This is a genomic window from Paenibacillus sp. FA6, assembly GCF_051550225.1.
Classification (GTDB): domain Bacteria; phylum Bacillota; class Bacilli; order Paenibacillales; family Paenibacillaceae; genus Paenibacillus_AQ.
The window spans coordinates 2309808-2335978 of the sequence record NZ_CP188820.1; the positions used below are offsets into that span (position 1 = coordinate 2309808).

Consider the following 26171-nt stretch of genomic DNA (forward strand, 5'->3'; position numbering starts at 1 on the left):
AAAGAATGTATGTTCGTATTCAGTTTAACAAAACCTTCATATTATTTCCACTATCCTGTCCGTTTCAGTATCTTATTCACAAATCTGCTTTTAGCATTAGTATATCCCTTGCGGTTATTGTGAAATCGTTGTGCAAGTTCTAAACTCAAATCACAGTATATTTGAGATTCCTCAATTTGGGACAATAACTTACATCGCTAAAACAAAAAAAGCCGCGATTTACGCAGCTATTCATGCATGTAGTGGAATATTCACCAGATCCCCTATAAACAGAACAGTGTATTTGAGTGCCTACTTAAATTATGTTATATATCCACTATTAATTTCGACATAAGGCTGTTATTTCGCGACAATATTTCGTATAATTCAAGATTATAACTATTCCTTCTAAGGTGTGTGCCCTAATGAATAACAGTCAGTCTGTGAAAACTAGTTTACGTTACTTTTTATTCTTCTATGTATTTATTTACGCTGGGAACGCCGTCTATGGGACGTTTCTACCTCTTTATTTCCAGGATATTGGCTATTCTGCCTTGCAAATTGGTACTCTACTCAGTCTAGGTCCATTCGTCGCTATACTGGCTCAGCCACTCTGGGGCGCACTCGGAGATCGTGCCAAGACGAAAAATTCCATTTTACTTTTCTTATTGGCTGGCTGTGGAATTACGATCCTGTTGTATCCATTGTCAACCCAGTTTACATATCTATTGCTTATGATTAGCATCTTCACGTTTTTCCAGACTTCAATATTTGCTATAGGTGATACGATTACGCTTGAGGCAATAGACAAACATAAGATCGGAAATTTCGGGCATATTCGTATGGGCGGCACGTTTGGGTTTGCTATGATGTCACTTGTCTTCGGGATTATTTCCAAGGACCATATCAGCTCCATTTTTATCGTTTATTTCAGCATTATCGTTGTCGCGTTCCTACTCGTTCTGAAGTTCCCAGCTGTTGAAGGGCATCAAGCACATGGACACAAAGTATCTATTACGATTCTCTTTAAGAATCGAATGTTGATGATCTATTTCGGATTCAACTTCATACTACAAATTACTCTAGGGTACTATTATGCCTTCTTCCCTATGTATTTCAGAGAGCTTGGCGGAGATAACGTATTGCTAGGCTGGTCCATGGTTATTTCATCATTAAGTGAAGTGCCATTCTTATTATTTGCAGATAAAATTTTCAAGCGCGTGAAGATTCCCTATATATTATTAGCCGCAGCTGTATTTACAGCGTTACGTTGGTTCCTCTTTTCGATCATCGATACGCCTATTTGGGTGCTACCCGTTCAGGCTTTGCATGGCCTCATTTTTATCGTACTTACTGTGACTATGGCTACCTACATTAATAAAGAAGTACCCAAGGAGCTAAAAGCAAGTGGTCAGACACTGAACGGTCTTATGAATCTAGGTGTCGCACGTATTATTGGGAGCTTTGCCGGCGGAATCGCAACAACCAGCTTTGGCATTCGTAATGTATTTATGTATAATTCAATCGTCGCATTGGTTAGTATGGTTGCATTCGTGCTGTTCTTATGGAGTACTAACAATCGGGCTTCAAGAGCAAATCATTCAGGCCGTTAACTTTAACGATATTCGAGGATGAACCATCGTTGATCTATTCATCAGCACCCTATTCTTCTTATTTATTCTATATCACAATCTTTTTGGTATTATCGTTACTTCTCAAGTATCAGATCAAGCCAAACAAATAGGTGCTGTGAAAGTCAGAATAAAGACCTCATACACTAATACTCCATGTTCTAAATCCATATCGACATGAAGAATATGTCCAGGCACATGTTTCAGGGCGATTTCTTGTGCTTGTTGCTTAGTAATTCTTTGTCTATATATGGGAGTTGAGTTATTGTAAACATTTCCATACATTTAAGATATCCTCCTTATTCAAAAAACCTAGTCCATTATCCTTTTGACATACTAATGTTCGTGAAATTATTCACTTTTGTAACAATCCATTCATATTGCGTTCATACTTGCTTGCTATACTTTTGTTATCCATTCAAGATAACTATAAAGGAGTGATTATTTTTGAAAAAGCTATATTATACTTCCTTTTTCTACGTAGTACTTGGTTTATTAGCTGGCATTGCTTATCGCGAAATTACAAAACACAATGATTTCACTGGAGAAACTGTATTTGTTGCACTTCATACCCACATTCTAGTGTTAGGATTCTTCTTCTTTATCATTACACTGATCCTAGCCAAGTTATTTCATGTGCATGAAGCTAAATCTTTTGGTGCGTGGTACATTGTCTATAATATTGGTTTACTGATGACGATTGGTGCCATGGCTACTCGAGGCATACTGCAAATTAACGGTGAAGATATCAGCTTCTTGCCACATATCGCTGGGCTGGGTCATACCATTCTAGGTGCAGGTATCATTTGGTTACTTATCATACTTGGTAAGCGGATTAAGTAAAACAACAGACCACCAATCTTATTTCCCACCTCATCGTAAATATACACTTTAGTGCTGAAAAACTCGCTTCTTGAGCATGTGCACCATACATTTATTATTTTCCCCTCCCTCTAACTTATTTAAGTTAGGGGGAAATACCATGTTTTTATCCCCACATTATAGAATAATCCCCCTTATATTGTAGAAATTATTATCTTACAATGAATATATCCGAATTGTAACAATTTTACTTCAGTTGTTATTATTTCCTTTCTACATTTCTGTATATGAACTCTATATGAGATTATATAAATTCGTTTCAATAACAGAAAGGAGTTCTAATTTGAGACATGCCTTACAGGTTTAAATGAATTATTCCGTTCGTAAACCATTTTTCAAATTAAAGGAGGAGTAATGAAATGTCATCTATTCGTATTTCCCATTCAAAGGTGCCCAAATTTCTAGTGTATGGTAGTGTCATGTTGTTTGCTTCAATCTGTATGCTATTATTTGCAGAAATTACTTTTGCCCACGGTTATGTTGAAGGACCCGCTAGCCGAGCAGCTTTATGTAAATCTGGACAAAACACAGACTGTGGAGCGATCATTTATGAACCGCAGAGTCTTGAAGCACCCAAGGGGTTCCCTGCAACGGGACCAGCAGATAGTAAGATTGCGAGTGCAAACGGGGCTTTTCCTAAGCTTGATGAACAATCAGCTACTCGTTGGGCTAAAGTCAACATCTCTCCTGGACAGAATACATTCACTTGGAAAATTACTGCGAATCATGCAACAACAAGCTGGAAGTACTATATCACTAAGCCCAATTGGAACCCTAACGCTGCTCTGACTCGGGATTCATTCGACTTAACTCCTTTCTGCTCAGTGAGTTATGGTAGTAAACAGCCACCGTCCTCTTACTCAGATACGTGCAGCGTACCCGTACGCAGCGGATACCAAGTTATCTTGGCTGTATGGGAAATTGCAGATACTCCAAACGCCTTTTATAACGTCATTGATGTCAACTTTAACGGTAGCAACCCTGTCGATACCCAGGCACCTTCAGCACCAACTTCTCTCACGTCAACTGGAAAAACATCCTCTAACGTATCCCTAGCTTGGAACGCATCTACGGATAACGTTGGTGTAACAGGATATCAGGTATTTAACGGATCTTCCCTAGTCACTACCATATCTAGCACAACATTGAATTACACCGTATCCGGACTAACTGCAAATACTGCCTACACCTTTAGTATCAAGGCGATAGATGCAGCCAGTAACGTCTCCAATGGGAGTAATATTGTAAGCGTTACCACAAATGCACCTGTCGCTTTTGACACAGAAGCACCTACAGCACCTAGTGGCTTACACGTTATGGGAACCCCTACATCCTCTAGTATTCAGTTGATGTGGAACGCGTCAACTGACGATGTTGGCGTTACAGGCTACCCTATCTATATCGGCACGACGTTAGTCACGACTGTATCGGGTTCCACTACGAATTATACCGTAACAGGACTCAGCGCTAGCACAGCATATACGTTCAATGTATCTGCCATCGACGCTGCAGGCAATCAGTCAACGACCAGTACAGTGAATGGCACAACAGCCATAGCATCTTCAACCCCGGATTGGGCAGCAAATATTGCTTACACGGTCGGCACACTTGTAATCTATAACGGTTCAGTGTATGAGTGCCGTCAATCCCATACATCTTTAAACGGTTGGGAACCTTCTAATGTGCCCGCACTATGGCTACTGAAGTAAACTTGAGGTTTCTATAATTTCACGCAATCTTTTTCAAGATACTGTAGTTAAACAGACAAGTAGAAACGGCTGTACCGTCCTTTCTCAAGGACGGCACCCGTCTCTGCAGAAATAGAAGGGGATTTATCGAGACCACTGAAAAAGTCCACACACGTTGGTATAGGTGGCCGCTACGATAATGGATTGTCCCTCTGATTTCCTAATTTGATTCCGAGATTCTTAATGTTTATAGATAATATGAATTTTCCCCGATACTAGGATTGCTACCTATCTGTCGTGAACGGCAGACCTGATCCACTTTCTATTCGACCTTCCTTATACTCTGTCGGGCTACATCCCGTGTATTCCTTGAACACCTTGGAGAAATAGTGTTGATCCCCGAAGGACAGTACCTCCGACACATCCTTCACCTTCAACTCGGGCTTAGTCGCAATCAGCCGGCAAGCCTCATCGATCTTAAGCTGCATAAAGTAATGCACGAAAGTGCTCTGTGAATGTTTTTTGACAATTCTGCTGATATAAGATGGACTCACATGAAATTTAAGCGCCACATCCGAAATAGACAGCTTGGAGTAGATATTCTGCTGCAAATATTGATCCAGCTGCTGAAACAACTCTTGGCCGCTCTTCTTGTTCTGGAGATGCAGTAATTCAAAGCTCTGCTCGGTCCACGAGAGCACTGCTTCCCCGAAGGCATCATAGCTCTCTCTCGCCAGTAGTAGCTCTACTTCTCCTGCCAAGCTCAGCCTGTCCCATGAATGCTGGTGGGAAACCATGTTGTTGAAGACCTCCGCCAGGAACCAGATGAACCTTTCCAACTCGGTTATCCGTATATTGGTGCTTTGAAAATTCAGCAGTTGCTGCTTAAGTAGCAGAGTGAAGCGTTCCTTTTTCCGCTGTCCGATCATGTCTGCGAAAAGCCCCGTCAGCTTCTCCATTTCTCCGCTAGGTAGCATGCCCTTTGGCATGGAATACACTGTGTCCATAAGGCGGACTGATATAGACAGCTGCTCATTCATCATCTTATCCAGCTGCTCATACCCCGTAACTAGCGCCAGTATCCCTGCCAGCTGTGGCTCTGCCGCTATGGAGACCTGAATGCCATGAACCTGTAGCCCACTGGACACGGCCTCCATATAGGCATGGACGGACAGATAGGTATTCAGAACCGAACCGTTCACCAGAGCAAGAAACTTTTCAGGCAGTAAGGTAGGAAAGACCCAGCAGCCATCCGGCGCACTGACTTCGGCAAGGCAACGCTGAATCACATTCTCCGTCCAGAGGTCCAGTCCCAGTTCTGGCGTAAAGGGCTGTCTGCGCAGGATCAGCATGAATTTGTCGTCGGTATAAAAGTCCATTCCGAGTTCCATGGAGGAGAGAAATTCCGGCTCCACAATTCCCTCAAAGAGGTCTTTCTCATTCCTTTGCTGCTCATCCAGCTGCTTAACCAGCCGTTCCATAACGTCAACAAGCTGGTGGCGCTCCACAGGTTTCAGCAGATAGTCGAATACCTGCAGATTCAGTGCTTTTCGCGTATATTCAAAATCGCTGTATCCGCTGATTAGCACAGCCTTCAGTCTCGGATTCACAAGCTTGCACTGCTCAATCAGTGCGAGCCCATCCAACTTAGGCATTCGGATATCCGTCAACAGGATATCTACGGGATGTTCCTTTATAAATTCAAGCGCCTCGATCCCATTCGACACAGTAGCGGCAATGCGGATAGGCAGCTCCGTAGACTGAATAAGTGCTTGGATATTTCGCAGGATCGGCTTGCTGTCTTCGGCAATGATTGCGGTATACATAGCTGTCCCTCCCAGTTTAGTAGAAATCTTTACTCAACGATGCGATCAACTGGACTGTTGCTCCCTTGCCCTCCTCCGAATGATGGTAGATGTTAAAGAACAGCCGATTCTTGTACATCAGCTTCAATCTGTTCACAGTATTCACGATGCCCATATTGTCGATCCCCGATGTATTATGCTGAAGCTCGTGTACCCCAGAGTCTGAGCCATGGATATTGTCCAGAATCTCCTTGATCTTGCCCGGTTCGAAACCATCCCCGTTATCCCTGATTTCAATGGCCCACATCCCGTTGTATACCTTCACTCTTACCCTGATCTTCCATGGCGCATCGGTGTTTTTGAAGGCGTGTTCAATACAGTTCTCCACGAACGGCTGAATCGCAAGTCGAGGCAATTGGATTTGGTCGAATGCTTCATCCTCATCAATTTCCCACTCCAGATCATCCTCGAAATTCTGCTGAACCAGAGACAAATAATGCTGGGTATGCTTCAATTCCTCCGTCAAACTGACATGCTGATAAGGGGAAGACACAATATACCGCAGACTGTCCGATAAATGTTTACACATATCCGATACCACGGTACCTTTGCCCTCCTGCGCGGCGATGCTGATCAGATACAGAACATTGTGAATGAAATGGGGGGCGATTTGCGCCTGAAGCGCCGAATTCCGGGCCTTCACCTCTTCATGCAGCGCAAGCTTTTCCCGGTCAATAGACATCTGCAGCCGTTCCAGCAACTCCTGAAAAGCTTCGTTTAGTTGAATCAGCTCATTGTTGTTGGAACGCGTATCCGCCTTCATATTCATATTGCTGTAATTAATTCGTAGAATCTGGCTGCGCAACTTGCGGATGGGCAGAAGTAGATTTTTGGTGGAGAAGTAGATATAGACGAATGAAAACAGCAGCAACGATGCAATGAGCAGAACGGAGATATATTTCACCGAATTGACCGGTCCGAGCACAAAACTCTTCGAGGTTACGATGTAAGTGGTCCAGCCAGTTTCAGCCGATTTGTCATAGGCAACATAATTGCGGTAGCTATCGAGATAGATTCCGCTGACTGCTTTGGTTGCTATAAATTCGGGAACCTTCTGCTCATCTTGAAGTGCAGGCGTACTAGAGATCAGCTGTTTCTCCGGGTCCAAAATATAGATCTTGCTGTCGGCTATGCCAGCTGTAGATCTTTTCACATATTCCTGATCCAGTTGGATCGCCAGATAGCCGAATACCTGCCCGTTCTGGTTCTTAATCGCCCGCACAAAGGAAATTCTACTCGAAGGCTGGCGATACAAAGCGTAACCGCTTGTATGCCATGTGGCGAGCTTTCCACTTTCCTCCAGGAACGGCACAAGCGAAGTCGGGTTGCCGGCGTAGCCGATATAAGAAGCGATCTCCGCCCCATTAAGGTCATAAATGATCATGTCTTCAATGTTCAGACTGGGACCAATTGCCTGGAACATGATATCCTTGAGCTTGCGGCTACGCGTCAGCCCCTCAATCGTAAGCTGCGAGTAACTGCCGCCAGGCAGCAGTGTGAACACGTCCTTATTCGACAGAATTCGCTGGGACAGCTGATTCTGGTTATTGATATAGATGTTCAGCTGATCGCTGACTTTGGCGGCCACCATCTGCATTTCATTCTCCGTTTTCTCCTTCAGCGGCTGGATGACCAGAAAGTTGACATAGACCAGAAAGCAGCCCAGCACAATCAGTAGGAGAAACACGAATGTCAGGAAGAACTTCGATTGCAGACCGGACTGATACTTGCCGCCGCCAAATTTTCTCTTGAAAATACCCAAGTTGAAGCCTCCTTAAATCTTTATATGTTCCTACCTTACAACCAAACCAGCGATTGAACAAGTTCTCTCAGTTCAGAATATTACACAGAAAGAGTCAAGCACAAACATGTACCTTACAGGGGCATACCTCTATAATCAAAATGTAAACGCGTTCAAGAAAACAGATCAAATATATTTTTGGGGGTCGATAACATGAATGAGAAAATGAAAAAAATCGCAACAGGCATACTGGTCGGTGTAATGACAGTATCGCTGGCTGCATGCGGATCTGGTAATTCCGATTCCAAGAACGCTTCAGCAACTGACAGCGGGAAAAATGGCAGTAAAGTTACTATTGAGCTGGCCATTTCCAAGAGTTCGCAGGATTCGCCGTTTATCGCACAGGATCTATTGGATGAGTTCGAACAGAAAACCAATATCAAGGTCAATCTTCAACTTCTCCCAGCTGAGCAGACGGCAACAGTTCTACAGACCAAACTTGCCGTTGACGAAACACCGGACATTATTCAATACAACCTCGCAAGTGCAACAACGGATCTTAACTTGGAGCGTAACTTCGAAATTCTCGATAACGAGCCTTGGGTTGGCAGATTGTTGAATAAGGATGTGCTTTCCGCTTACGGACATGTCTATAGTTTTCATGTAAGCCAAGATACAGGCATGCAGGGAGTTGTCTACAACAAGGATATCTTTAAAGATCTGGGTCTTTCCATACCGAACAATTTCGAGGAATTCCTGGCTATATGCGAGAAGATTAAAGTTAGCGGTATCACCCCGGTCTTTATGCCGTTCAAAGATATGTGGGCCGCGAACATTTGGCCGGCTGCCGCATTTGCGGACTATGCCGCGAAGAACGAACCAACTCTTTTTGACGATATCAATGCCAACCGAAAAAAATGGTCCGATATTCCGGAGTTCGCGACCTTCCTTCAGCAGCAATATGACGTCTACGAGAAAGGCTATACCAACATCGACATCCTCAGCGACAGCTATGATATGGCTGTCGGCAAATTTCTAGACAAAGAAGTGGCTATGATGTTTATGGGCGACTGGCTGATTGAGAATGTGAGCGAAAAAGATCCGAGCATGCACCTTGGTCTATTCGCTATTCCTTCTTCCGAAGGCGCAAGTCTTGGCGCAAGTCCGCTGGGCGGCCAATTATTCATTCCGAAGAAGGCCAAGCATATCGATGAAGCCAAAAAATTCTTGAATTTCATCGCCACTAAAGAAGCTGCACAGAAAATTGTAGACACTCAAGGGTATGTGTCCAACTTCAGCGACGTTACTACGCCCGAGCTACTGGAATACAAGCAGGAGATTGTCGATCAATATATCACACCTAAAAAGACTGTGCTAACGAGCGATGCTTACATGATCGTAGACCGCAGTGAACTGTACCGTCTGCTTCAAGACCAGTTCGCCGGTGGCCAGGACGCTCAAGGTGTCCTCAAAGCTTGGGATGAAAAATTCAGCCAACTGATGAAGGACAAAGATGTTGAAGGATTCTAATTAACCAAACAATAGGCAGAATAGAGTCCGATTCCGGGCTTTATTCTGCCCAAAGCTATAATGGAGTGTGAAGAGATGAATAAATCAAGAAAACTATACTCGTATTATCTGATCTGGCCTGCACTACTCATTTATTCCATATTTTTCGTGCTTCCGGCACTCACTGGCTTGTTCTATTCATTCACGGATTGGCGGCTGGACCGGGAATCCGTCAAATTTATCGGCTGGGGCAACTTTGAACGCATCTTTACCGACAAAACCCTGATCCTCGCTATGAAGAATACGTTTATCTTCGCTATAGTCACCGTATTAGGTAAAAATCTGCTCGGTATCGCGCTTGCCGTCGGCCTAAACATGAAGCTAAGATCCAAAAATATTCTTCGGGCTATCTTTTATTCCCCGTCGATCTTAAGCGTTTTGGTTATTAGCATTGTGTTTACACCCATGTTGCGCTCCGAAGGTACCATTAACAACATATTGGATACCATAGGCCTGCATTCCCTAAACCAGGCTTGGTTGACTAATCCTTCGATCGTGATTTGGACGGTTGCCGCCCTATCCATCTGGCAGCATACCGGTTTCCAAATGGCTATATACTTGGCTGGACTCCAGTCTATTTCTCAGGAATATTATGAAGCTGCCACTATCGATGGGGCTGGTTCGTGGAGAAGCTTCCGTAGCATTACCCTGCCGCTACTGCTCCCTGCGATCAATATCAACCTAATGCTCACCCTGATCGGCGGGCTTAAAGTGTTCTCGGAAGTATTTGTCCTGACTGGCGGAGGTCCAGGAAATGCCTCTCAGGTAGTCGGTACCATCATCCTGCGCTCATTCGGGGAAGGTAGCTGGGGACTAGGTACAGCAGTCAACACCCTTCTTTTCGCCGCGGTTACCATCATTGCCATTCCACTGCTGATCTTTATGCGACGTAAGGAGGTATCGGATTAATGAATTATTCACGAAAAATGGCTTGGCGCAACTATCTAGTCGAAGGGTTCCTGATTCTGGCTTCTCTACTGATTATCTTGCCGCTTCTTATCATGATTTTCGGAAGCTTTATGACCAGCACAGAGGTGCTGAAGTTCACCCTGCGGCTCCCGGACAAATGGATATTCTCCAACTATGTAGTGGTCTTCCGCGAAGGCGGTCTAGGACGTGCTTTTCTGAATGGACTACTGATTACCGGCGTGTCCTCCATTTTGAATATCTTCACCTCTTCGTCGGCTTCCTTTATTCTAGTCCGCAGAGAGACCAAATGGTCCGGATTTCTGTATATGTTCTTTTTCATGGGTCTTATTGCTCCGATGTCCATCATCACAACGATCCGTGTCGTGCAGACGATGGGCTTTTACGGCAGCATCACCAGCGTTATCTTAATCTATGCATCTCTCAACACCGCGTTCAGCGTATTTCTTTACAGCGGTTTCATCCGCTCCATCCCCAAAGCGTTGGATGAGGTGGCCTTCCTGGAAGGTGCCAATACGTTTGATGTCTTTTTCAAAATCGTGACTCCGCTGATCGTTCCGGTCAACGCGACCGTAGCTATCATGGTATTCATGTCTGTCTGGAACGACATTACCATTCCGCTCTACTTCCTAACCGACAGCTCCAACTGGACCATGCCACTCTCAGTGTACAATTTCTACGGCAAGTACAGTCGGGACTGGAACTTGATCTTTGCGGATCTGGTACTGACCTCGCTGCCTGTACTCGTACTCTATCTATTCTGCCAAAAATACATCATCAGCGGACTTACAGCTGGTGCGGTCAAGGGTTAAGTTTAACTTCTGTTTCATATGTTCTGCCTAAAGTGCAAAAGAGTGCCTCGCCAATGTTTCCATTAGCGAGGCACTCTTTCTATTACGTATTCTCCGTTATTCTTTATCAAATTCTATCGTGCTTCTAACTGTATGAATCGGACGAACTAGTTGCTCGATTTGCTCACGTTTTGGCTCTAAGAATGGAGGTAAAGATAATTTCTCTCCGAGCGTTTCATAAGGCTCATCTCCCATAAATCCTGGACCATCCGTTGCGAACTCGAATAGAATTTGTGGAGCAACTCGCGCGTACAATGACTCGAAAAAGTGACGGTCAACATAACCCGAAGTTTGAAATCCGAAATTCTCCAACCGTGAAATCCATTCTTCTAACACCGAACGATCTTCCACACGGAATGCCGTATGATGAACTGTTCCGAACCCTTGTCGAGCTTGAGGAAGAACGGCATTATGCTCCACAACGACTTGCGCACCATTCCCACCTTCGCCTACTTCAAATAAATGATATGATCCTGATGTATCGATTTCTTTGAATAATAGAACTTTCTCCAATATTTCTTTAAGGTTATCAAAATTAGCGATCCGAATATGGATTGGTCCTAATCCTGTAATAGCATATTCTAACGGGACAGGTCCCTTTTTCCATGGTGTACCTGCAGCAACACCTGTATTATTTTCATCTGAAATCAGTTGATATTGTTGATCATCGAAATCTACAAAGGAAAGCGTCTTTTTGCCGAATTGTTCTTTCATTCCAGTATGTTTCACTTCTAGTCGATCAAAACGTTGCACCCAATAATCTAATGCTGCATCACTTGGTACACGGAAAGATGTTTTTGAAATCTCATTCGTACCATGTACGCCTTTGGCAATGCCCGGGAAATCGAAGAAAGTCATATCTGTACCTGCACTACCTTCGTCATCTGCAAAAAATAAGTGATACGTTTGAATATCATCTTGGTTCACGGTTTTCTTAACTAGACGCATTCCTAGAACGTATGTGAAAAATTCATAGTTCTTCTCTGCACTACTTGTAATCGCGGTTACGTGGTGTATTCCTTTTAATGCAGTCACTTTTAATTCATTCATTATTAATTCCTCCAATGGATTCTCAATTTATGCTTGTTATATTGTGTGGCGATTTCAATCAATTTACTATTTGCCTCTAATTTATAACTCTCTACTTAAAGATATTATATCATGAAAAACATCTCATGTCACTATGTAACAATAATTCTTAATATTTTGAGCGTAAAAGTTGTAACGAATGTTCTTTGAGCAAGTCTTATATAAAAGGGAGGTGAGAAAGTGACGGATTTCGAACATATATACGATCAATATTTTAAAGCTTTGAAAAGTATTCATCAATTTAAAGGTAACTGTAAAATCAATGTATGGCTTTGCCAAATTGCCAAAAATACATACTTCTCCTATCTTGATAAACAAAAGCGGTTTACAACCCATGATACAACTGAAACAGCAAGTGAGAACTGTATCGAAGAATCCCTACTGATTAAAGAAGAAGCTTTCCGTATACATCAGGCATTACATGGCTTAGAGGAACCTTATAAAGAAGTGTTTACTTTAAGAGTGTTTGGAGAACTGTCCTTCGCTCAAATAAGCCAGATATTTGGAAAAACAGAAAGTTGGTCAAGGGTTACATTCCATCGAGCTAAACGAAGAGTGCAAGACCGACTAAAGGAGGAATAGTGTTATGAGGAATATATCGTGTGAAATTATTAACGATTTGTTGCCATTGTATTATGACGAAGTGTGCAGTAATGAAAGTGCCGCAATGGTTGAAGAACATCTTGCAGAATGCCCTAGTTGCCAACTGGAGTTAGACTCAATCAAAGCAAATATCAACTTGCCTGAAGAAGTTGTTGAACAGAATTATAGTGAAGGTAACCTTATAAAAGGTATTGCAATCTCATGGAATCGTACTAAATTAAAGGCGTTTGTCAAAGGCTTAATCGGTGCATCACTACTGTCCGTTGTCGTATTTGGAGGTTATGTCGGTCTCTTCGAGTGGGATATTAAGAAAGTACCCTCTGACATTGTTAAAATTACCGATGTGAGTAGATTGGCAGATGGTAGAATCGCTTATCATTTAAAATTAACAGATAATTATGGCTTAGATCGCACGAAATTTGTTATGGATGAAAACGGGAATTTTTATGTAACACCTTTACGTCCACTCATCAAAACAAAAACAAAATTCGATAAAGGTCTTCAAAATATGCATTATACGTTTGGTGAATTTGAAAACAATATTTATCGAGAAAAATATGGTGATGACACAGAGATTAAAGCGTTATATATAGGTACGTCAGATGACAATGTTCTAATCTGGGAGCAAGGAATGAACTTTCCAGCAGCAAATGATAAAATTGAAGCTAACTTCGATGAACATAATGAGTGATTGAATTCATGGCGTGTTCCTAAGGTACAATCGGAAATTTCCCTCTGAACGGCAAACGTACTAACAGTATTCACTATTGGTATATTTGCCGTTCTTAATTTATGGCGTCTAGCACCATATAGATCAAGCGCTTTGACATCTTTCGATAGGATCGATCTACTTTTGATTCATATACCCCCAGTCAACTGTTCGAATTTCGCAATATCGTAAATAAAAATCTTCTTTTTATCGATTTTAATCGTATTCTGATTTTGCAATTCCAGCATAATCTTCGTTACTGTTTCCCGAACCGTACCTGTCATATCAGCAATTTGTTGATGCGTCAGCTTTAGATCAATCCATATCCCATCCTCATGGCGGACCCCATGATCTTCTATTAAACGAAGTAGTCCTCTAGTAACACGTGTACGAGCATCAAGTATCGTTAAATCCGTAATTAATTCATTAGCTTTCCTCAGACGTTGCAACGCTGTTTGCATTATTTTCAATGAAATTTGTGGGTTATTATTCATAAGCCAATGAAAGTCATGTCGTTTCAAAACATAGAGCGTCGTTTCCTCCATTGTTTTTGCCGAGGCAGAGCGCATTAGTTCATTTTCTAGAACAGCCATTTCTCCAAAGAAATCTCCCTCTGTAAATATAGCTAAGATGATTTCTCTAGCTTCATTCTCTCGATATATTTTAACGACTCCAGATTGAATAATATAAAGCTCATCACCATCGCCATCCTCTAAAAATACATTGACCCCCTTGTCATATGTTCGTGTTATGACGTATGAGGAGACCTTCTGCAATTCCTCCACCTCTAATTGTTTGAAAAAGGGGAATTCTCGTAAAAAAACTAGCATTTCTTCCATATCATAAACCGCCTTATTATTCATTTTTATTATGACCAGAGGAGTAAATCCCAAAGAATAATTTAACTATTAATTAAATAGAAGAATTTTCACTTCGTTGCACTTAACTAACTCGTTAAGTATAACTCTTCGACAAGATTTATACCCCATTATTTCTGAAACTGATCAACTCCATAAAGCACGCACTTTAAATCTTCACTTTCTAATATTTAATAAATATATGAAGATCAGGCAGATGTCCAAGCGATCAGGTTCTAGCCTGCATTAGATATCTAGAATTTACAAACAGGAGGTAATGATCTATGTCATGCAATAATACTGGGACTGCCTTAAGTTGTTGTCCTGATAAAAACTTTGTTCAAGATAAAGTATGTACGCCATGGAGTGGTACTGTTGTAGCGGCGGAAGTCCTAGTTGTCACCTACACAAATAACATCAATCAAAATATTGTTGGTACAGGTTATTTGCAATATGATGTCGGTCCATCTGATATAACGTTTGATTTTCTTGATAGTACGGGTGCTCCTATTAATCCTGCTCCATTTACACTTGCACCTGGAACAAGTCTTGCTTTTACATTCCGACGCTTCAGCGAAATTCAAATTACGCTACCAGCAGCAACAGCTGGCACTTATCAAGGTGAATTCTGTATAACTACCCGTTACCCAGTCTAATAAAGGTGGTTCAAAAAGTCATCTTTTGAACTCGCTCCAATAAAATTCAGGAGGGATATTCGTATGTGTAATTCAGCACTTAGTTGTTGCTCGGATAGAATCATTGTGCAAGATAAAGTCTGTACGAATTGGCAATTAGCTGATGCAGGTACCCAAATCATTTATTCTGACAACATATCACAAGACATCACCGGTACAGGGTATGTTAAGTTTGCAATTGGCACTGGATCTCTGACGGTAAACTTTTTCAAAACGGGGATTGTTGCAGCTATTCAGACCATTGTTATTCCAGTAGGAGGAAGCTCATCATTCACTGTAGCAAGATTTGATACCATATCATTAACCTCCACAGCAGCAGCACAAGGCGAATTCTGTATTACAGTCCGTTATAACCTATAGTACATTTAGATTAATAAACAGGTGGCTCTTCTATTTCACTGAAGAACCACCTTTCTTATTGTTCTTTAACTGGAACGTGATTACGATGTAATTGAAATGTAGTTAAAATGTTATATTTACCTTCAATATAAGTAGAATTACTTCCTTGTGAAGAAATCATGATTGATTTGATACCCTGACCTACAAAATTGGTAGTATTGCCCGGTGGAATATACAGCAGTTTCCTTTCCTCACTATTAATTTCAATTTCTAAAGTATCTGTGCTAGACGGATTGGAATAAATACTGATCTGTACTACTGAAATATTCGAGTCAATATCCGTCTCCCATATTTGAAATACGGGCTGAATTCCTTGAATTAATATATTTCCGCAACATTCTTTTTCGACAATAAGGTTGGAAGGATATTTCTCTGGTTCAAGCGGAACTATACACTGTGGAATTGGGCGCGGTCTTGGCTTTGGTCTTTGTCTCTGACAACGTTTTGGAGGACACGGAAATATAGGAAAGCATCTCCTGCTTCGCCTGCGATTTTCACAACGTTTTTTCTTATTCATGAATTTGCTCTTCCGTTTATTTTTCTGAATATAAGAGGAATTCACCTTTAGAACGATCATCAATGATAATAAGGCTTCTTTCTTTAAACAACTACTCCTTTTCAGCGTTATCCCCCCTTTTTCAAAAGGTTTATTCAGAAACTTACTATATTAAATGTATCTATCCGACACTTGGTTATACATTATCAGAATTTTTTCAAAGATTGATGTTTAAATGCGTGTTCAAAAAGTCGACTTTTCAGCACCGAGAGGATTGGATGAAGTAAGGGAGTGAGGAGCGGAGCTACACGTTTTCGTAGAAAACGACTTCGGAAGCCTACACTTGCAGTACCTGCGTGAGCACCTGAAATGTTTCCGTAGGAAACATACCCCGTAAGCATATGCTAAGACCGGCTGAATTCAATATTCGATGTCGAGTAAGCTTCGTGATATACTTCGTGATCAAAAGATGACTTTTTGAACAACCTCTTTAAGTTATTTCGTGCATGGACCACACAACCCCGTTCGTAGCACCACTCCCCACGTTAAGTGTGATTGTCAGTCCATTCGCATTATAGAAAAGTCCAACAACATCACCTGCAGAGAGTGTAACCTCGCCTGCCAATGTGACCACTCCACTTCCGAGAACAGCTCTTAATGTTAAAAGTAAAAGAATATTCACATTCAAAATTGGCAAAAGCCCACTCACCAAACTAGTCACTGTAGGCGATGTTCTTTGGACAACAAAGGAAGGATTGATTCCAGCCCCAAGAACTGCTGAAATAGCTGCAGTCGTGGAATAATTTATTGTTGCTAAAATAGAGTACCTTCCTGTAACCGGCACACTATAATTTCCAGTCGCTTGATTAAAATTTGCGCCTCCATAATAAGGATTAGCTATGGACCAATTTGTAAGTTGCGCGTTAGTGGATACGGAAATAGTAGGTAGGAAAGCTGAGAATCCTTCTACCGCAAAATTGGGGCCCGTTGCACCTGTCAATCCCGTTGCTCCTGTTACTCCTGTTACTCCCGTTAACCCTGTTGCTCCTGTCGCACCCGTTGCTCCTGTTGCTCCTGTTGCTCCCGATACTCCTGTCGCACCCGTTGCTCCTGTTACTCCCGATACTCCTGTCGCACCCGTTGCTCCTGTTGCTCCTGTTGCCCCTGTCACTCCCGTTGCCCCTGTCGCACCTGTCACTCCCGTTACTCCTGTTGCTCCTGTTGCTCCTGTTGCCCCTGTCACTCCCGTTGCCCCTGTCGCACCCGTCACTCCCGTTACTCCTGTTGCTCCTGTTGCACCTGTTGCTCCTGTTGCTCCTGTTGCACCTTTCTTGGGCGGAAGTCCATTACAGCTTAAAGTACCGGAACAAGTACAATCTCTTGATGAACATGCCAAGTTTGGACTGTTACAATTCGAGCTGTTGTAATACATATACATTAGCCCCTCCCCTTGATACCCAACCTCTACCGCTCTATGCCTTTCAAATAAAATACAATAAGTTGGTTAACAATATGACTTCCACTTAATACCTCTATACAATATCTCTATTACTATTAAATGGATTTCTTACTGATAGTGATTGTACTCAAGCCTTTCCTCCAATAGATTAGTTTATTAGCATACAAAAAATAGAGCAGTTGTCTTCCAGAATGGTAGCTGATCACTTACGTTCATCTCATCGGTAAGGTGAAATAGCATTAGTTTACATTTGTTCTTTTAATGGGGAGTATATTTGATTGTTTAAAATTGAATGATATAATTATGAAGCAAACACATTAGTACATAATTAACATTACAAACGAAGGAGTGAAACGTATGTCTATTGATGTATACCTAAATTTCAACGGAAACTGTCGTGAAGCCGTGGAGTTTTACGCACAAGTATTTGGGACAGAACAACCGCGGATTATGTCCTTTGGAGAATCCCCACCTAACCCAGAATACCCCCTTCCAGAGGAAGCGAAAAATCTAGTCATGCATACACGGCTTAACATTCAAGGAAGCAATGTTATGTTCTCTGATGTATTTCCAGGAATGCCATTTGTCCCAGGAAATAACATTACCCTTGCCATCGTCAGTAAGAGCATCGATGAAGTTAAATCTTTATTTGCTAATATGAAAGAAGGCGGAACCGTTGTTATGGAGCTTCAAGAAACATTCTGGAGCAAATGTTATGGTCAAGTAACAGATAAGTTTGGAATAGAGTGGCAGTTTAACTATGATGATGGAGAATCAAACAAGTATTAGAATATATCTTTTTCAACAAATAAAAAGGATATGGAACTTTCCTCGTAGGGAAATGCTCCATATCCTTTCTTTGATTGATGCTAGGCTAATACCAAATCTTTTTTAACCTTGCTCGTGCAGTATTACTTTCAATAAACAGGAAATAGTATTTGAATGCATTGTTTCATGAATGGATGTAAAGTTAAATAATTCACCGAATCGTTCAAACTTCATAGGCCCAAGTTGCAGTGGGGGTGCAAGTATATTATCTAGAACATTTGGAGAAATCTCAGATAATGCTTGAAGTTGTTCATTCAGATATTTTAACAGTTCTTCTTTGGAAGGTGGAGTGATAGTCCAATCAGAAGGCTTACTTCCCCCGAGGAACAAAGGGCTATAGCTCTCTGGAAGACTGCTATCTAATGTAAATCCACCACGAGAAAGCAATCCATTTAGTGCACCAATGATATGCCCAATATTCCAACGAATCGTATTGTTGAATGCTGTTGGTTGAATATCAAATAAGTTTTCTGGAATTGCTTCTACTTGTTTAATAACCGTTTGACGAACTAGTTTTGATGTATTAATAATCATTTGAGACATAGTGACAGCTCCTTGAAGTGTAGTAACATTTCATTCTACCTATGTTTATCAAATGAATCAAATCCACACTATGTCATTTCTGCCCAAATAAAAAGGATATGGCACAGTTCTCCTTGAGAAATGTGTCCATATCCTTTCTTTGTTTATTTGTCCTTTAGCGGTGCTTACAAAACCATCATCGAAGAATACAGATCATCAATATGTTGGAGTCTGTTACAAACTCAACATATATAACACTAGATTGGCACTATATAGGAATCTCTCCTTCATCCCATTAATATAGTTTAGGATAGAGGGGCGGGATGCGCGTGGGTAATATTAATGATCATGAGCAATGGGCTATCTTTCTAGCTGCGATTTGCGTACAGACCTATGCACAATTCACAAATACGGACGGTTCGTTTGTCGTTCCATCAGACTACTCAGTTAGTGCTACTTTTGAAGCAAAATCCTTCAGGAATGTCTGGGAACGATTCGGATTTATTCTGGAATCTCCGAAAGAGATTATTATTGCCTTTCGTGGAACCAGTTCGACAACCAATTGGATATCGAACGTCATCGCCTCACAAAAGAACTTCAAATATATTAAGGAAGACTGTCTTACACATCGCGGCTTCACAGACATCTATTCTTCAACTCGCATTGGGATTATCTCCGCACTCACTAGGTTATCTCCCGACAAGGCATTATACATTACAGGTCACAGTCTCGGTGGAGCACTCGCGACATTATGTGCTGTTGATATTGCAGCCAATACCACTTACAGCTCACCCAACTTGTTTACATACGGAGCCCCACGTGTAGGCGATCCGGACTTTACGAGAGCCTTCACACAATATGTTAGAAACAGTTACCGTGTTGCCAATCTTTTTGACGTCGTAACACATGCTCCACCATTCATCTACAAGCTACCTAAACGTGAAAAAAAATACTACTACAGTCATATCCAGACCCTTTCATCACTGTCTTTCCAGAATGGATCAGTGAGTGATAATCACATGATCGGAAGCTATTTCGCAGAACTCTCCAAGCTCCAACCGGAATTTACCCAACAGTTATGTTTATTGAACTCTGGATTCTGTCCAGTCACTGTAACGAAATTACAAGAGTAACTAATTATCGCATAGTGTGTATAATTAACTGCTAATTGTTGTGAGGGAAATAGCCTGTGTAATTCGGGTATTGGGTGCTCATCTTATTCTGGCAACATCCAACGGGAGGTCCTAGAATGACCGACTCTCGGATAGGGGCTACAGCTTTGGCATAATCCTGCTCGTTGATACAGTAAGCCTGCTGCATCACTTCCTTCGGTATGCACCGTAAGAAATCCGAGCCATACACGATATCAGGTGTAGGTTGATCGAAGATCGTCAAGATATGGGCATGATCGGACTCCGCAATAATCCAGTGGAACCAACCTTTAGGAAGCAGCGATACTTGCCCTGGCTTTAAGTGATAGGTCATCAACCTTTGTGTAAACGGATCAAAAACTGACGTAACTACTTCCCCGCTAATCACAAAAACCGTCTCATTTACATTGGTATGCCAATGCGGTTGGACGATAATTCCTTTGCTCAAGTGAACATTAAATAAACCGGTCTTGATCGCGGGAAGTTGCTCCCCGAATAGCTGGGTAATATAATTATGTGGATCGCGCCTATAGTTGAGTACTTGATTGGAATCCGCCGCCAAACGTAAGTCGGGCGATTGCAGAACTGCATCCGTCATCATATTGTGTCCTCCTTCATGGGTAAACATCTAATGTAACATATGCCTATGAAGAGATAGATGCTACTTATCAGTGCCATAATTATGCCGAGCCCCATGATTTACTTAACTAATTCCACCAGTTGCACTTCATCCAGGGACAACATACTTACTAACCTATATGTCCCTGTTATTTCGACCTATTCAAAGGTTAATTGCGGCTAGGTCAAAGATAAGTTTGGTATAGAGTGGCAGTTTAACTATGATGATGGAGAATCAAACAGGTATTAGAATATATCCCTTTCAATAAATAAAAAAGATACGGAACTTTCCTCTTAGGGAAATGCTCCATATCCTTTATTTGTTCCTTTACTCATACATTAGTTGCCACGCATTTAAATCGCATACCACCTAAAGAGGGATAGATACTGTAAAACAGGTCCCTTCCCCTACTGTGCTTTTCACGTCTATTTTGCATCCATGAAGTTCGACGATTTTCTTCGTAATTGACAACCCTAGCCCATTACCTCCGTCTGATCGGCTTCTCGCTTTATCCACCATATAAAATCGATCAAAAATATGAGAAATATCTGCTTCTGGGACCCCTTTCCCTGTATCTTTTATGTGGACACGTACAGCTTGATTGGATACTTCCATAATCACTTTGACCTGACTCTCTTTATCTGAGTATTTAATCGCATTGTTAATTAAGTTTTGCCATACCTGTTCAAATAAATCACGATCTCCCTTAACTAGGCAAGCTTTAAGAGACAGTTCAAAATCAATATGTTTGACAGTCCACAAAGGTTCAGCCACGAGAATGACTCTACGCAACTGTTCATCTAGCCGATACTCCACAGGATGAAAAGGATGGTTGTCCGAATCAAGCGATGCAAGCCGCAGCAAATGATCACTAAGCTTTGAAAGTCTCAACGTTTCCTGATAAATAATTTCAAGATGTTCTTTGTGACGTTCTGGAGGGATAATCCCATCTCTGATTGCCACTGTAAAACCGCGAATCGAAGTTATCGGACTTTGAATTTCATGCGAAACATTACTTACGAAATCTTCTCGCATATTATCAATTTTCTGAAGTTCACTTGCCATATGATTAAAGCTGTCCATTAATTCACCGAATTCATCTTTCTTTTTATGCTGAATACGAACGGTTAAATTTCCTGTCGCCATTTCTTTTGCTGCACTTGTCAATTTTTTCACAGGTACGACAATATAGTGAGATGCTAGCAAAATAAGAAAACTTCCAATAAGCAGTACGGTAAACAGACCTATGAACAAAACACGCTGCATAATTTCCAAAAATCCGGTAAAATCCATCTTTAGAATCAATGAACTTCCACGATCATCGATATTGGGTACGCCTATAAGACGTAAAGGATTAGGACCCTCATCCTTATCTAAAAACATCGGTTCTGTTGCTGTGGATTGAAATAACGGTGCAACCTTCTCTTCTGTTAATGAAAAAGGTAACGGACTTCCTTGCTGGATAACCACTCCATGAATATTATAGTCAGTGAGTATGTCCAACACTAGATCACGCCTATCAGGTTCTATTAACGACAGAATTGTAGCAACATCACCTGTAATCGTCAAAAATTGCTCTTCAAAGGACACTTTCTTTTCTGAAAATAAATGTGCAATCCCAAAAGAAAACAAGAGGCTTATCAGCACAATAACTATAAAAGCAACAACAATCCGAACTCGCAGGCTTTTTTTGATCACGTTATTATTCCTCCAACCGGTATCCAAGCCCACGTATGGTTGTGATTATTAACGTAGAGAATGGCTCAATTCGCTGACGCAGACGTTTTATATGAACATCCACCGTCCGCTCATCTCCTTCATAGTCAATTCCCCATAAACTTTCTATCAACTGTGTTCGGGTAAAAATACGACCGGGTGAATGGGCAAGCATAAACAACAGTTCACATTCTTTCTTTTTTAAAAGCACGATTTCTTCATCAGAAGAAACCGTTAATGTGGCAAGATCAATAGTAACATCGCCCATTTGAATAACTTTTGTTAAAGAAACATTATATCGCTTCAATAGGGATTTCACACGTAGAACAAGCTCCACGGGATCAAATGGTTTTACCAAATAATCATCCGTTCCCGCCTGAAAGCCTTTTACTTTATCTATCGATTCTCCTTTTGCAGTCACCATGAGAATAGGAATATCCAAATACCCACGAATATCTTCCGTTAATTCAATACCGTCCATACGCGGCATCATCACATCAACAATCATTAAATCCACTTTCGAATGCTCAATATAATCGAGCGCTTTCTGTCCATCCTCGGCCTCCACAACGGAGAATTGACTATTTTCAAGATACAGCTTGATTAATTTACGAATATGCGGATCATCATCTACTACTAAAATGGTATTCACCTTATCACCTCATCATTATTCGTAACGAAGAGATTCCATCGGGTCGAGTTTTGCTGCTTTGGATGAGGGTAACATGCCTGCGACCACACTGATCAATGTACTGATACCAATACCAAAAATCATGTAAACTGGAGTCAGTTGAATCAGTTCAGCACCAAAGTTATTGAATAGAATGTTGTTCAGCACCAAGCTAACTACCCAAGCAACTGCAACAGCAATCACACCGCTCAACAAGCCCAACAGCGCAGACTCTGAAAAGAAAATACGACGGATATCTTTCTTTCTCGCACCGATCGCCCGCAAAATGCCAATTTCTCTGGTCCGTTCCACAACGCTAATATTAAGAACTACTAAAATCATGATGCCCGATACGAGTAATGAAATACCCGCTATACCAGATAACAGCCATGATGCCATTTTTACATACGTTGTAATCTGTTTCATGATACTTGCTATTGGTGAACTCTTAAACCCAGCCACTTCCACTGCTTCTTTAATACCTTCTACATCACCCTGATTTGCCGCGTAAGCATTAATCTGTTTAGGCTGCAAGGATAAGTTTTGTTTACTATATGCGTTTTCAAGAGTTACATACGAAACGTAAGCACTCGCTCCACTCATTGGCCCCATATCTTCCTGCTCATATATACCCGATACAACCCACTCCGTTTCAACAATGACCGGCTGATTCTGTTCATCCATTTCATTAATATACAGGTTGACGGTTTCACCTACAAGCGATGAATACGTTTCTTCACTACTCAATTTTTTTGCAAAAGATGTCGTCAGTAGCACTTGGTTCTCAATAGGCAGTGTGCCTGCTTCAACATTCTCTGCTTTAATTGAATCTGTTAACGTTCCGAGTGCTGAGAGTTCTTTGTTCTTTTTATTAAATACAATATTACTTTTTCCTGTGATCGTTGTAACCTTTTCGATTCTATCCACATTTTTAATGCCACTAATCATGTTGATATCTTGTTCTGTAAAAGGTTCACTCGCTAGTTCCGGCATAGGTGGTCCCTCTTGCCGTTTCACTTCACCCTTATCAGCCGTCTTTATTACATCGACAAGAAGCGGATTCAGACTTGAATTAATTTGATCATTCATATAACCTGTCACACCACTGCCTAATGAGAGCATTAAGATTACACTTAAAATCCCGATGGCCCCGCCGGTAGCAACGAGCATATTTCTCTTCGCATTTAAGGTCATGTTATTGATTGCCAGTCTAAAAGAAGCAGCAAAACTCAAATTCTTCCCTATTTTCTCTTTATTCTCTCTAACAGACTTGTAACGCTCTTTCAAAAATTTGTCTTCTTTAATACAGCCATCTTCCACCAATACAATTCGGCTCCCGAAATCCGCTACCCTTTGCGAATGTGTCACGGTAATAATAAGAACACCTTTTTTCGCAATAGAATCTAGTAATTCAAGGATTTGTCCACTTGTTTCCTGATCTAGAGCACCCGTAGGTTCATCTGCTAGAATAATTTCAGGGTCATTAGATAACGCTCTCGCAATAGCCACACGCTGTTTTTGACCACCCGACAGCTGATTGGGGCGTTTCTTCATATGATCTTTCAAACCGATTTCAGTCAAAATTTCCTTCGCGCGCTGCGTTCGTTCTTTTTCAGTATGATCCGTCATTTGCATCGCAATCATAACATTTTCAAGTACAGATAAATGAGGAATTAAGTTAAAGCTTTGAAAAATAAAGCCTATTTTATCTTTTCTGTACGCATCAATTTCAGTTTCTTTCATTTCTCTCAGCGTATTCCCCTGAACAATGACGTCACCCTCATAATCCGAGTCCATACCCCCGATAATATTCATCAAGGTCGATTTTCCCGAACCAGATTCCCCAAGGATGGAAACAAATTCACCACTTTCAAATTTTACATTCACATTACTTAGAACAGGCACCTTTTCTTTTCCAGCAAGCATATATGATTTATTCAGATGCTTAATCTCTAATAACGTCATCTCTATTCCCCCAGCTCCTATTTTATCTCTCTAACCATTTCTTCCATGAATCTTGTTTCGCTAATCACTATAACTGAATACTACCCCATCTATGTGAACTGAAAGTGAACTGAATGAATGTTTCTGAAAAAGAGTGACGATAGAGCTTATGAACTTACAAAAGTTAATACCTATTTATTTTTGTTATTAACAAATCCATGAAGAGATAGCTTTCCAGAGAAACCATTCAAAACAAAACAAAGCAGGTCGACCAAGGATATCTCTTGGTCGACCTGCTCATTTTTTCACATAAACAACCTATTTAATCAAGTATTTACTTGGATACTCATCTTTTTCTTATGCAATAAGATGTAAACCAAATAGCTTCCGTATACCAAATATATAATATTTAATATAGAAACAACCAGCACTTCTTTGTCTACGATAACACTGCTCGTCATTTGAGCAAGCGCATCAAACATAAAATGAAATAAGATCAAGGGAATAATATTGTTTGTCGTTTCTATAAGCAAAGCAAGAATAAGTCCGATAAGAAAAGCGTTGATGATTTGCAGTAAGATATGTATGAAGTCACTTCCGTTTAGCGCATTTGCCATATGTAGAATACCGAAGAATATAGAAGAAAATACAATGTAAAAAACAGGCCCTTTGAACTGTAACTTTTCTCTGATGATTCCTCTAAAAATTGATTCCTCCGTATAGCCGACAAGTAAAGAAAAAATAAGAATAAGTATCATTTCAGTTACAGTAAGCTCTAAGTTGAAAACGCCCATAATCGGCTGAACAAGCACTATAATAAGCAATGGAATATAATAGAGGGTTACCTTTTCTTTGCGGATATCTAGCTTGTTGAAACCAAATATTGCAAAAGAGCGGTCCTTTTTTCTCATGTACAAAGTAACGATCACTGCCATTACTAAAAAAGCACACGCTTGCGCAACCATGATGCCTGTGTCCTCAAAGCCCAATATCGTCGCGACGGCGGATGCTACTGCAATCAATAAGGTTAGCACAATCCCCAGCATGATTGAAAATAAAATTGGATGTCCTTTAGCTACTTTTTCTTTCATCAATTTCGCTCCTCTTGTATCACCATCCATTGATTCATGTAAACATTCCATCTTTGCTAGGTGGGTTTTCTATTTAATCATAAAGGTATCTTACCCAAAAAGTGGAATTTTATCAACCTTTTTATACCAAATTATATTAATATGAAAGTTAAACCATAGAAATAATAAAAGGGAGGTTAGACATTAAGTC

The 26171-nt window shown here is 41.1% G+C and carries 25 protein-coding genes; 12 read left to right on the plus strand and 13 right to left on the minus strand.

Annotation, left to right across the window (positions count from 1 at the left end):
* The first annotated feature begins 404 nt into the window (after window positions 1-404).
* The gene (locus ACP8HI_RS10790; protein WP_438351080.1) at window positions 405-1592 is read left to right on the plus strand and encodes an MFS transporter; all 1188 of its coding nucleotides are present in this window, start codon (window positions 405-407) and stop codon (window positions 1590-1592) included.
* A gap of 114 nt (window positions 1593-1706) precedes the next feature.
* Here the strand turns inward: ACP8HI_RS10790 and ACP8HI_RS10795 are convergent, their stop codons facing one another.
* Window positions 1707-1895: a PepSY domain-containing protein gene (locus tag ACP8HI_RS10795; RefSeq protein WP_438351081.1), complete on the minus strand. Its 189-nt coding sequence runs from the start codon at window positions 1893-1895 to the stop codon at window positions 1707-1709.
* A 162-nt stretch (window positions 1896-2057) separates the two neighbouring features.
* Between ACP8HI_RS10795 and ACP8HI_RS10800 the strand changes: the two genes are divergently transcribed.
* On the plus strand, window positions 2058-2453 hold the full coding sequence (locus ACP8HI_RS10800; protein ID WP_438351082.1) for a DUF2871 domain-containing protein: 396 nt from the start codon (window positions 2058-2060) through the stop codon (window positions 2451-2453).
* Window positions 2454-2851: 398 nt separating this feature from the next.
* Entirely contained in the window at window positions 2852-4201 is a 1350-nt protein-coding gene (locus tag ACP8HI_RS10805; RefSeq protein WP_438351083.1) for a lytic polysaccharide monooxygenase, read from the plus strand.
* A 263-nt stretch (window positions 4202-4464) separates the two neighbouring features.
* Here ACP8HI_RS10805 and ACP8HI_RS10810 read toward each other — a convergent pair whose 3' ends face one another.
* Together ACP8HI_RS10810 and ACP8HI_RS10815 are read right to left on the minus strand one after the other, a co-directional pair.
* Window positions 4465-6006 carry a response regulator transcription factor gene (locus ACP8HI_RS10810; protein WP_438351084.1) on the minus strand — a complete coding sequence of 514 codons (1542 nt, stop codon included), beginning with the start codon at window positions 6004-6006 and terminating at the stop codon, window positions 4465-4467.
* 16 nt (window positions 6007-6022) lie between these two features.
* On the minus strand, window positions 6023-7807 hold the full coding sequence (locus tag ACP8HI_RS10815; protein WP_438351085.1) for a cache domain-containing sensor histidine kinase: 1785 nt from the start codon (window positions 7805-7807) through the stop codon (window positions 6023-6025).
* Window positions 7808-7999: 192 nt separating this feature from the next.
* Here ACP8HI_RS10815 and ACP8HI_RS10820 point away from each other — a divergent pair, with 192 nt between their 5' ends.
* The 3 genes from ACP8HI_RS10820 to ACP8HI_RS10830 all read left to right on the plus strand — a co-directional run bounded on the left by ACP8HI_RS10820 (window position 8000) and on the right by ACP8HI_RS10830 (window position 11094).
* Window positions 8000-9316 carry an ABC transporter substrate-binding protein gene (locus ACP8HI_RS10820; protein ID WP_438351086.1) on the plus strand — a complete coding sequence of 439 codons (1317 nt, stop codon included), beginning with the start codon at window positions 8000-8002 and terminating at the stop codon, window positions 9314-9316.
* Window positions 9317-9391: 75 nt separating this feature from the next.
* Window positions 9392-10264 carry a carbohydrate ABC transporter permease gene (locus ACP8HI_RS10825; RefSeq protein WP_438351087.1) on the plus strand — a complete coding sequence of 291 codons (873 nt, stop codon included), beginning with the start codon at window positions 9392-9394 and terminating at the stop codon, window positions 10262-10264.
* Window positions 10264-11094, plus strand: a complete 831-nt coding sequence (locus tag ACP8HI_RS10830) for a carbohydrate ABC transporter permease (protein WP_438351088.1) — start codon at window positions 10264-10266, stop codon at window positions 11092-11094. Before ACP8HI_RS10825 ends, ACP8HI_RS10830 begins: the two co-directional genes overlap by 1 nt.
* Window positions 11095-11190: 96 nt before the next feature.
* Here the strand turns inward: ACP8HI_RS10830 and ACP8HI_RS10835 are convergent, their stop codons facing one another.
* A complete protein-coding gene (locus ACP8HI_RS10835) occupies window positions 11191-12168 on the minus strand; it encodes a ring-cleaving dioxygenase (RefSeq protein WP_438351779.1) in 978 nt (325 codons plus the stop codon).
* A gap of 234 nt (window positions 12169-12402) precedes the next feature.
* Between ACP8HI_RS10835 and ACP8HI_RS10840 the strand changes: the two genes are divergently transcribed.
* Together ACP8HI_RS10840 and ACP8HI_RS10845 are read left to right on the plus strand one after the other, a co-directional pair.
* A complete protein-coding gene (locus ACP8HI_RS10840; protein ID WP_438351089.1) occupies window positions 12403-12804 on the plus strand; it encodes an RNA polymerase sigma factor in 402 nt (133 codons plus the stop codon).
* 4 nt (window positions 12805-12808) lie between these two features.
* Complete coding sequence (locus tag ACP8HI_RS10845) at window positions 12809-13516, plus strand: zf-HC2 domain-containing protein (protein WP_438351090.1); 708 nt, start codon at window positions 12809-12811, stop codon at window positions 13514-13516.
* Window positions 13517-13683: 167 nt separating this feature from the next.
* On the opposite strand, the gene ACP8HI_RS10850 is transcribed toward ACP8HI_RS10845, so the two are convergent.
* Window positions 13684-14373 carry a Crp/Fnr family transcriptional regulator gene (locus tag ACP8HI_RS10850; RefSeq protein ID WP_438351091.1) on the minus strand — a complete coding sequence of 230 codons (690 nt, stop codon included), beginning with the start codon at window positions 14371-14373 and terminating at the stop codon, window positions 13684-13686.
* Between the two features lie 302 nt (window positions 14374-14675).
* On the opposite strand from ACP8HI_RS10850, the gene ACP8HI_RS10855 reads away from it, so the two are divergent.
* Both ACP8HI_RS10855 and ACP8HI_RS10860 read left to right on the plus strand, forming a co-directional pair.
* The gene (locus ACP8HI_RS10855) at window positions 14676-15047 is read left to right on the plus strand and encodes a DUF3992 domain-containing protein (protein ID WP_438351092.1); all 372 of its coding nucleotides are present in this window, start codon (window positions 14676-14678) and stop codon (window positions 15045-15047) included.
* Between the two features lie 63 nt (window positions 15048-15110).
* Window positions 15111-15446, plus strand: coding sequence for a DUF3992 domain-containing protein (locus ACP8HI_RS10860; protein WP_438351093.1), 336 nt, complete (start codon window positions 15111-15113; stop codon window positions 15444-15446).
* A gap of 55 nt (window positions 15447-15501) precedes the next feature.
* Here the strand turns inward: ACP8HI_RS10860 and ACP8HI_RS10865 are convergent, their stop codons facing one another.
* Both ACP8HI_RS10865 and ACP8HI_RS10870 read right to left on the minus strand, forming a co-directional pair.
* On the minus strand, window positions 15502-16002 hold the full coding sequence (locus ACP8HI_RS10865; protein WP_438351094.1) for an S-Ena type endospore appendage: 501 nt from the start codon (window positions 16000-16002) through the stop codon (window positions 15502-15504).
* 469 nt (window positions 16003-16471) lie between these two features.
* Window positions 16472-17413: a hypothetical protein gene (locus tag ACP8HI_RS10870; protein WP_438351095.1), complete on the minus strand. Its 942-nt coding sequence runs from the start codon at window positions 17411-17413 to the stop codon at window positions 16472-16474.
* Between the two features lie 384 nt (window positions 17414-17797).
* Between ACP8HI_RS10870 and ACP8HI_RS10875 the strand changes: the two genes are divergently transcribed.
* Window positions 17798-18229: a VOC family protein gene (locus tag ACP8HI_RS10875; protein WP_438351096.1), complete on the plus strand. Its 432-nt coding sequence runs from the start codon at window positions 17798-17800 to the stop codon at window positions 18227-18229.
* Window positions 18230-18331: 102 nt separating this feature from the next.
* Here the strand turns inward: ACP8HI_RS10875 and ACP8HI_RS10880 are convergent, their stop codons facing one another.
* Window positions 18332-18811: a DinB family protein gene (locus ACP8HI_RS10880; protein ID WP_438351097.1), complete on the minus strand. Its 480-nt coding sequence runs from the start codon at window positions 18809-18811 to the stop codon at window positions 18332-18334.
* Window positions 18812-19113: 302 nt separating this feature from the next.
* Between ACP8HI_RS10880 and ACP8HI_RS10885 the strand changes: the two genes are divergently transcribed.
* Window positions 19114-19923 (plus strand): lipase family protein, encoded by an 810-nt coding sequence (locus tag ACP8HI_RS10885; RefSeq protein WP_438351098.1) that lies wholly within the window; start codon window positions 19114-19116, stop codon window positions 19921-19923.
* 31 nt (window positions 19924-19954) lie between these two features.
* Here ACP8HI_RS10885 and ACP8HI_RS10890 read toward each other — a convergent pair whose 3' ends face one another.
* The 5 genes from ACP8HI_RS10890 to ACP8HI_RS10910 form a co-directional block, all read right to left on the minus strand.
* Window positions 19955-20539, minus strand: coding sequence for a cupin domain-containing protein (locus ACP8HI_RS10890; protein WP_438351780.1), 585 nt, complete (start codon window positions 20537-20539; stop codon window positions 19955-19957).
* Window positions 20540-20929: 390 nt separating this feature from the next.
* Window positions 20930-22258, minus strand: a complete 1329-nt coding sequence (locus ACP8HI_RS10895) for a sensor histidine kinase (RefSeq protein ID WP_438351099.1) — start codon at window positions 22256-22258, stop codon at window positions 20930-20932.
* A 4-nt stretch (window positions 22259-22262) separates the two neighbouring features.
* The gene (locus ACP8HI_RS10900) at window positions 22263-22928 is read right to left on the minus strand and encodes a response regulator transcription factor (protein WP_438351100.1); all 666 of its coding nucleotides are present in this window, start codon (window positions 22926-22928) and stop codon (window positions 22263-22265) included.
* 15 nt (window positions 22929-22943) lie between these two features.
* Window positions 22944-24911, minus strand: coding sequence for an ATP-binding cassette domain-containing protein (locus ACP8HI_RS10905; protein WP_438351101.1), 1968 nt, complete (start codon window positions 24909-24911; stop codon window positions 22944-22946).
* Window positions 24912-25216: 305 nt separating this feature from the next.
* A complete protein-coding gene (locus ACP8HI_RS10910; RefSeq protein WP_438351102.1) occupies window positions 25217-26011 on the minus strand; it encodes a CPBP family intramembrane glutamic endopeptidase in 795 nt (264 codons plus the stop codon).
* Between the last annotated feature and the right edge of the window lie 160 nt (window positions 26012-26171).

What these genes read in the sequence shown, in the direction of transcription:
- ACP8HI_RS10825 (WP_438351087.1), top strand. Translation starts at nt 9,392, where the DNA reads ATGAATAAATCAAGAAAACTATACTCGTATTATCTGATCTGGCCTGCA.
- ACP8HI_RS10875 (WP_438351096.1), top strand. Translation starts at nt 17,798, where the DNA reads ATGTCTATTGATGTATACCTAAATTTCAACGGAAACTGTCGTGAAGCC.
- ACP8HI_RS10855 (WP_438351092.1), top strand. Translation starts at nt 14,676, where the DNA reads ATGTCATGCAATAATACTGGGACTGCCTTAAGTTGTTGTCCTGATAAA.
- ACP8HI_RS10845 (WP_438351090.1), top strand. Translation starts at nt 12,809, where the DNA reads ATGAGGAATATATCGTGTGAAATTATTAACGATTTGTTGCCATTGTAT.
- ACP8HI_RS10850 (WP_438351091.1), bottom strand. Translation starts at nt 14,373, where the DNA reads ATGGAAGAAATGCTAGTTTTTTTACGAGAATTCCCCTTTTTCAAACAA.
- ACP8HI_RS10860 (WP_438351093.1), top strand. Translation starts at nt 15,111, where the DNA reads ATGTGTAATTCAGCACTTAGTTGTTGCTCGGATAGAATCATTGTGCAA.
- ACP8HI_RS10830 (WP_438351088.1), top strand. Translation starts at nt 10,264, where the DNA reads ATGAATTATTCACGAAAAATGGCTTGGCGCAACTATCTAGTCGAAGGG.
- ACP8HI_RS10790 (WP_438351080.1), top strand. Translation starts at nt 405, where the DNA reads ATGAATAACAGTCAGTCTGTGAAAACTAGTTTACGTTACTTTTTATTC.
- ACP8HI_RS10870 (WP_438351095.1), bottom strand. Translation starts at nt 17,413, where the DNA reads ATGTATTACAACAGCTCGAATTGTAACAGTCCAAACTTGGCATGTTCA.
- ACP8HI_RS10905 (WP_438351101.1), bottom strand. Translation starts at nt 24,911, where the DNA reads ATGACGTTATTAGAGATTAAGCATCTGAATAAATCATATATGCTTGCT.
- ACP8HI_RS10810 (WP_438351084.1), bottom strand. Translation starts at nt 6,006, where the DNA reads ATGTATACCGCAATCATTGCCGAAGACAGCAAGCCGATCCTGCGAAAT.
- ACP8HI_RS10885 (WP_438351098.1), top strand. Translation starts at nt 19,114, where the DNA reads ATGCGCGTGGGTAATATTAATGATCATGAGCAATGGGCTATCTTTCTA.
- ACP8HI_RS10805 (WP_438351083.1), top strand. Translation starts at nt 2,852, where the DNA reads ATGTCATCTATTCGTATTTCCCATTCAAAGGTGCCCAAATTTCTAGTG.
- ACP8HI_RS10795 (WP_438351081.1), bottom strand. Translation starts at nt 1,895, where the DNA reads ATGTATGGAAATGTTTACAATAACTCAACTCCCATATATAGACAAAGA.
- ACP8HI_RS10910 (WP_438351102.1), bottom strand. Translation starts at nt 26,011, where the DNA reads ATGGATGGTGATACAAGAGGAGCGAAATTGATGAAAGAAAAAGTAGCT.
- ACP8HI_RS10865 (WP_438351094.1), bottom strand. Translation starts at nt 16,002, where the DNA reads ATGAATAAGAAAAAACGTTGTGAAAATCGCAGGCGAAGCAGGAGATGC.
- ACP8HI_RS10890 (WP_438351780.1), bottom strand. Translation starts at nt 20,539, where the DNA reads ATGACGGATGCAGTTCTGCAATCGCCCGACTTACGTTTGGCGGCGGAT.
- ACP8HI_RS10880 (WP_438351097.1), bottom strand. Translation starts at nt 18,811, where the DNA reads ATGTCTCAAATGATTATTAATACATCAAAACTAGTTCGTCAAACGGTT.
- ACP8HI_RS10820 (WP_438351086.1), top strand. Translation starts at nt 8,000, where the DNA reads ATGAATGAGAAAATGAAAAAAATCGCAACAGGCATACTGGTCGGTGTA.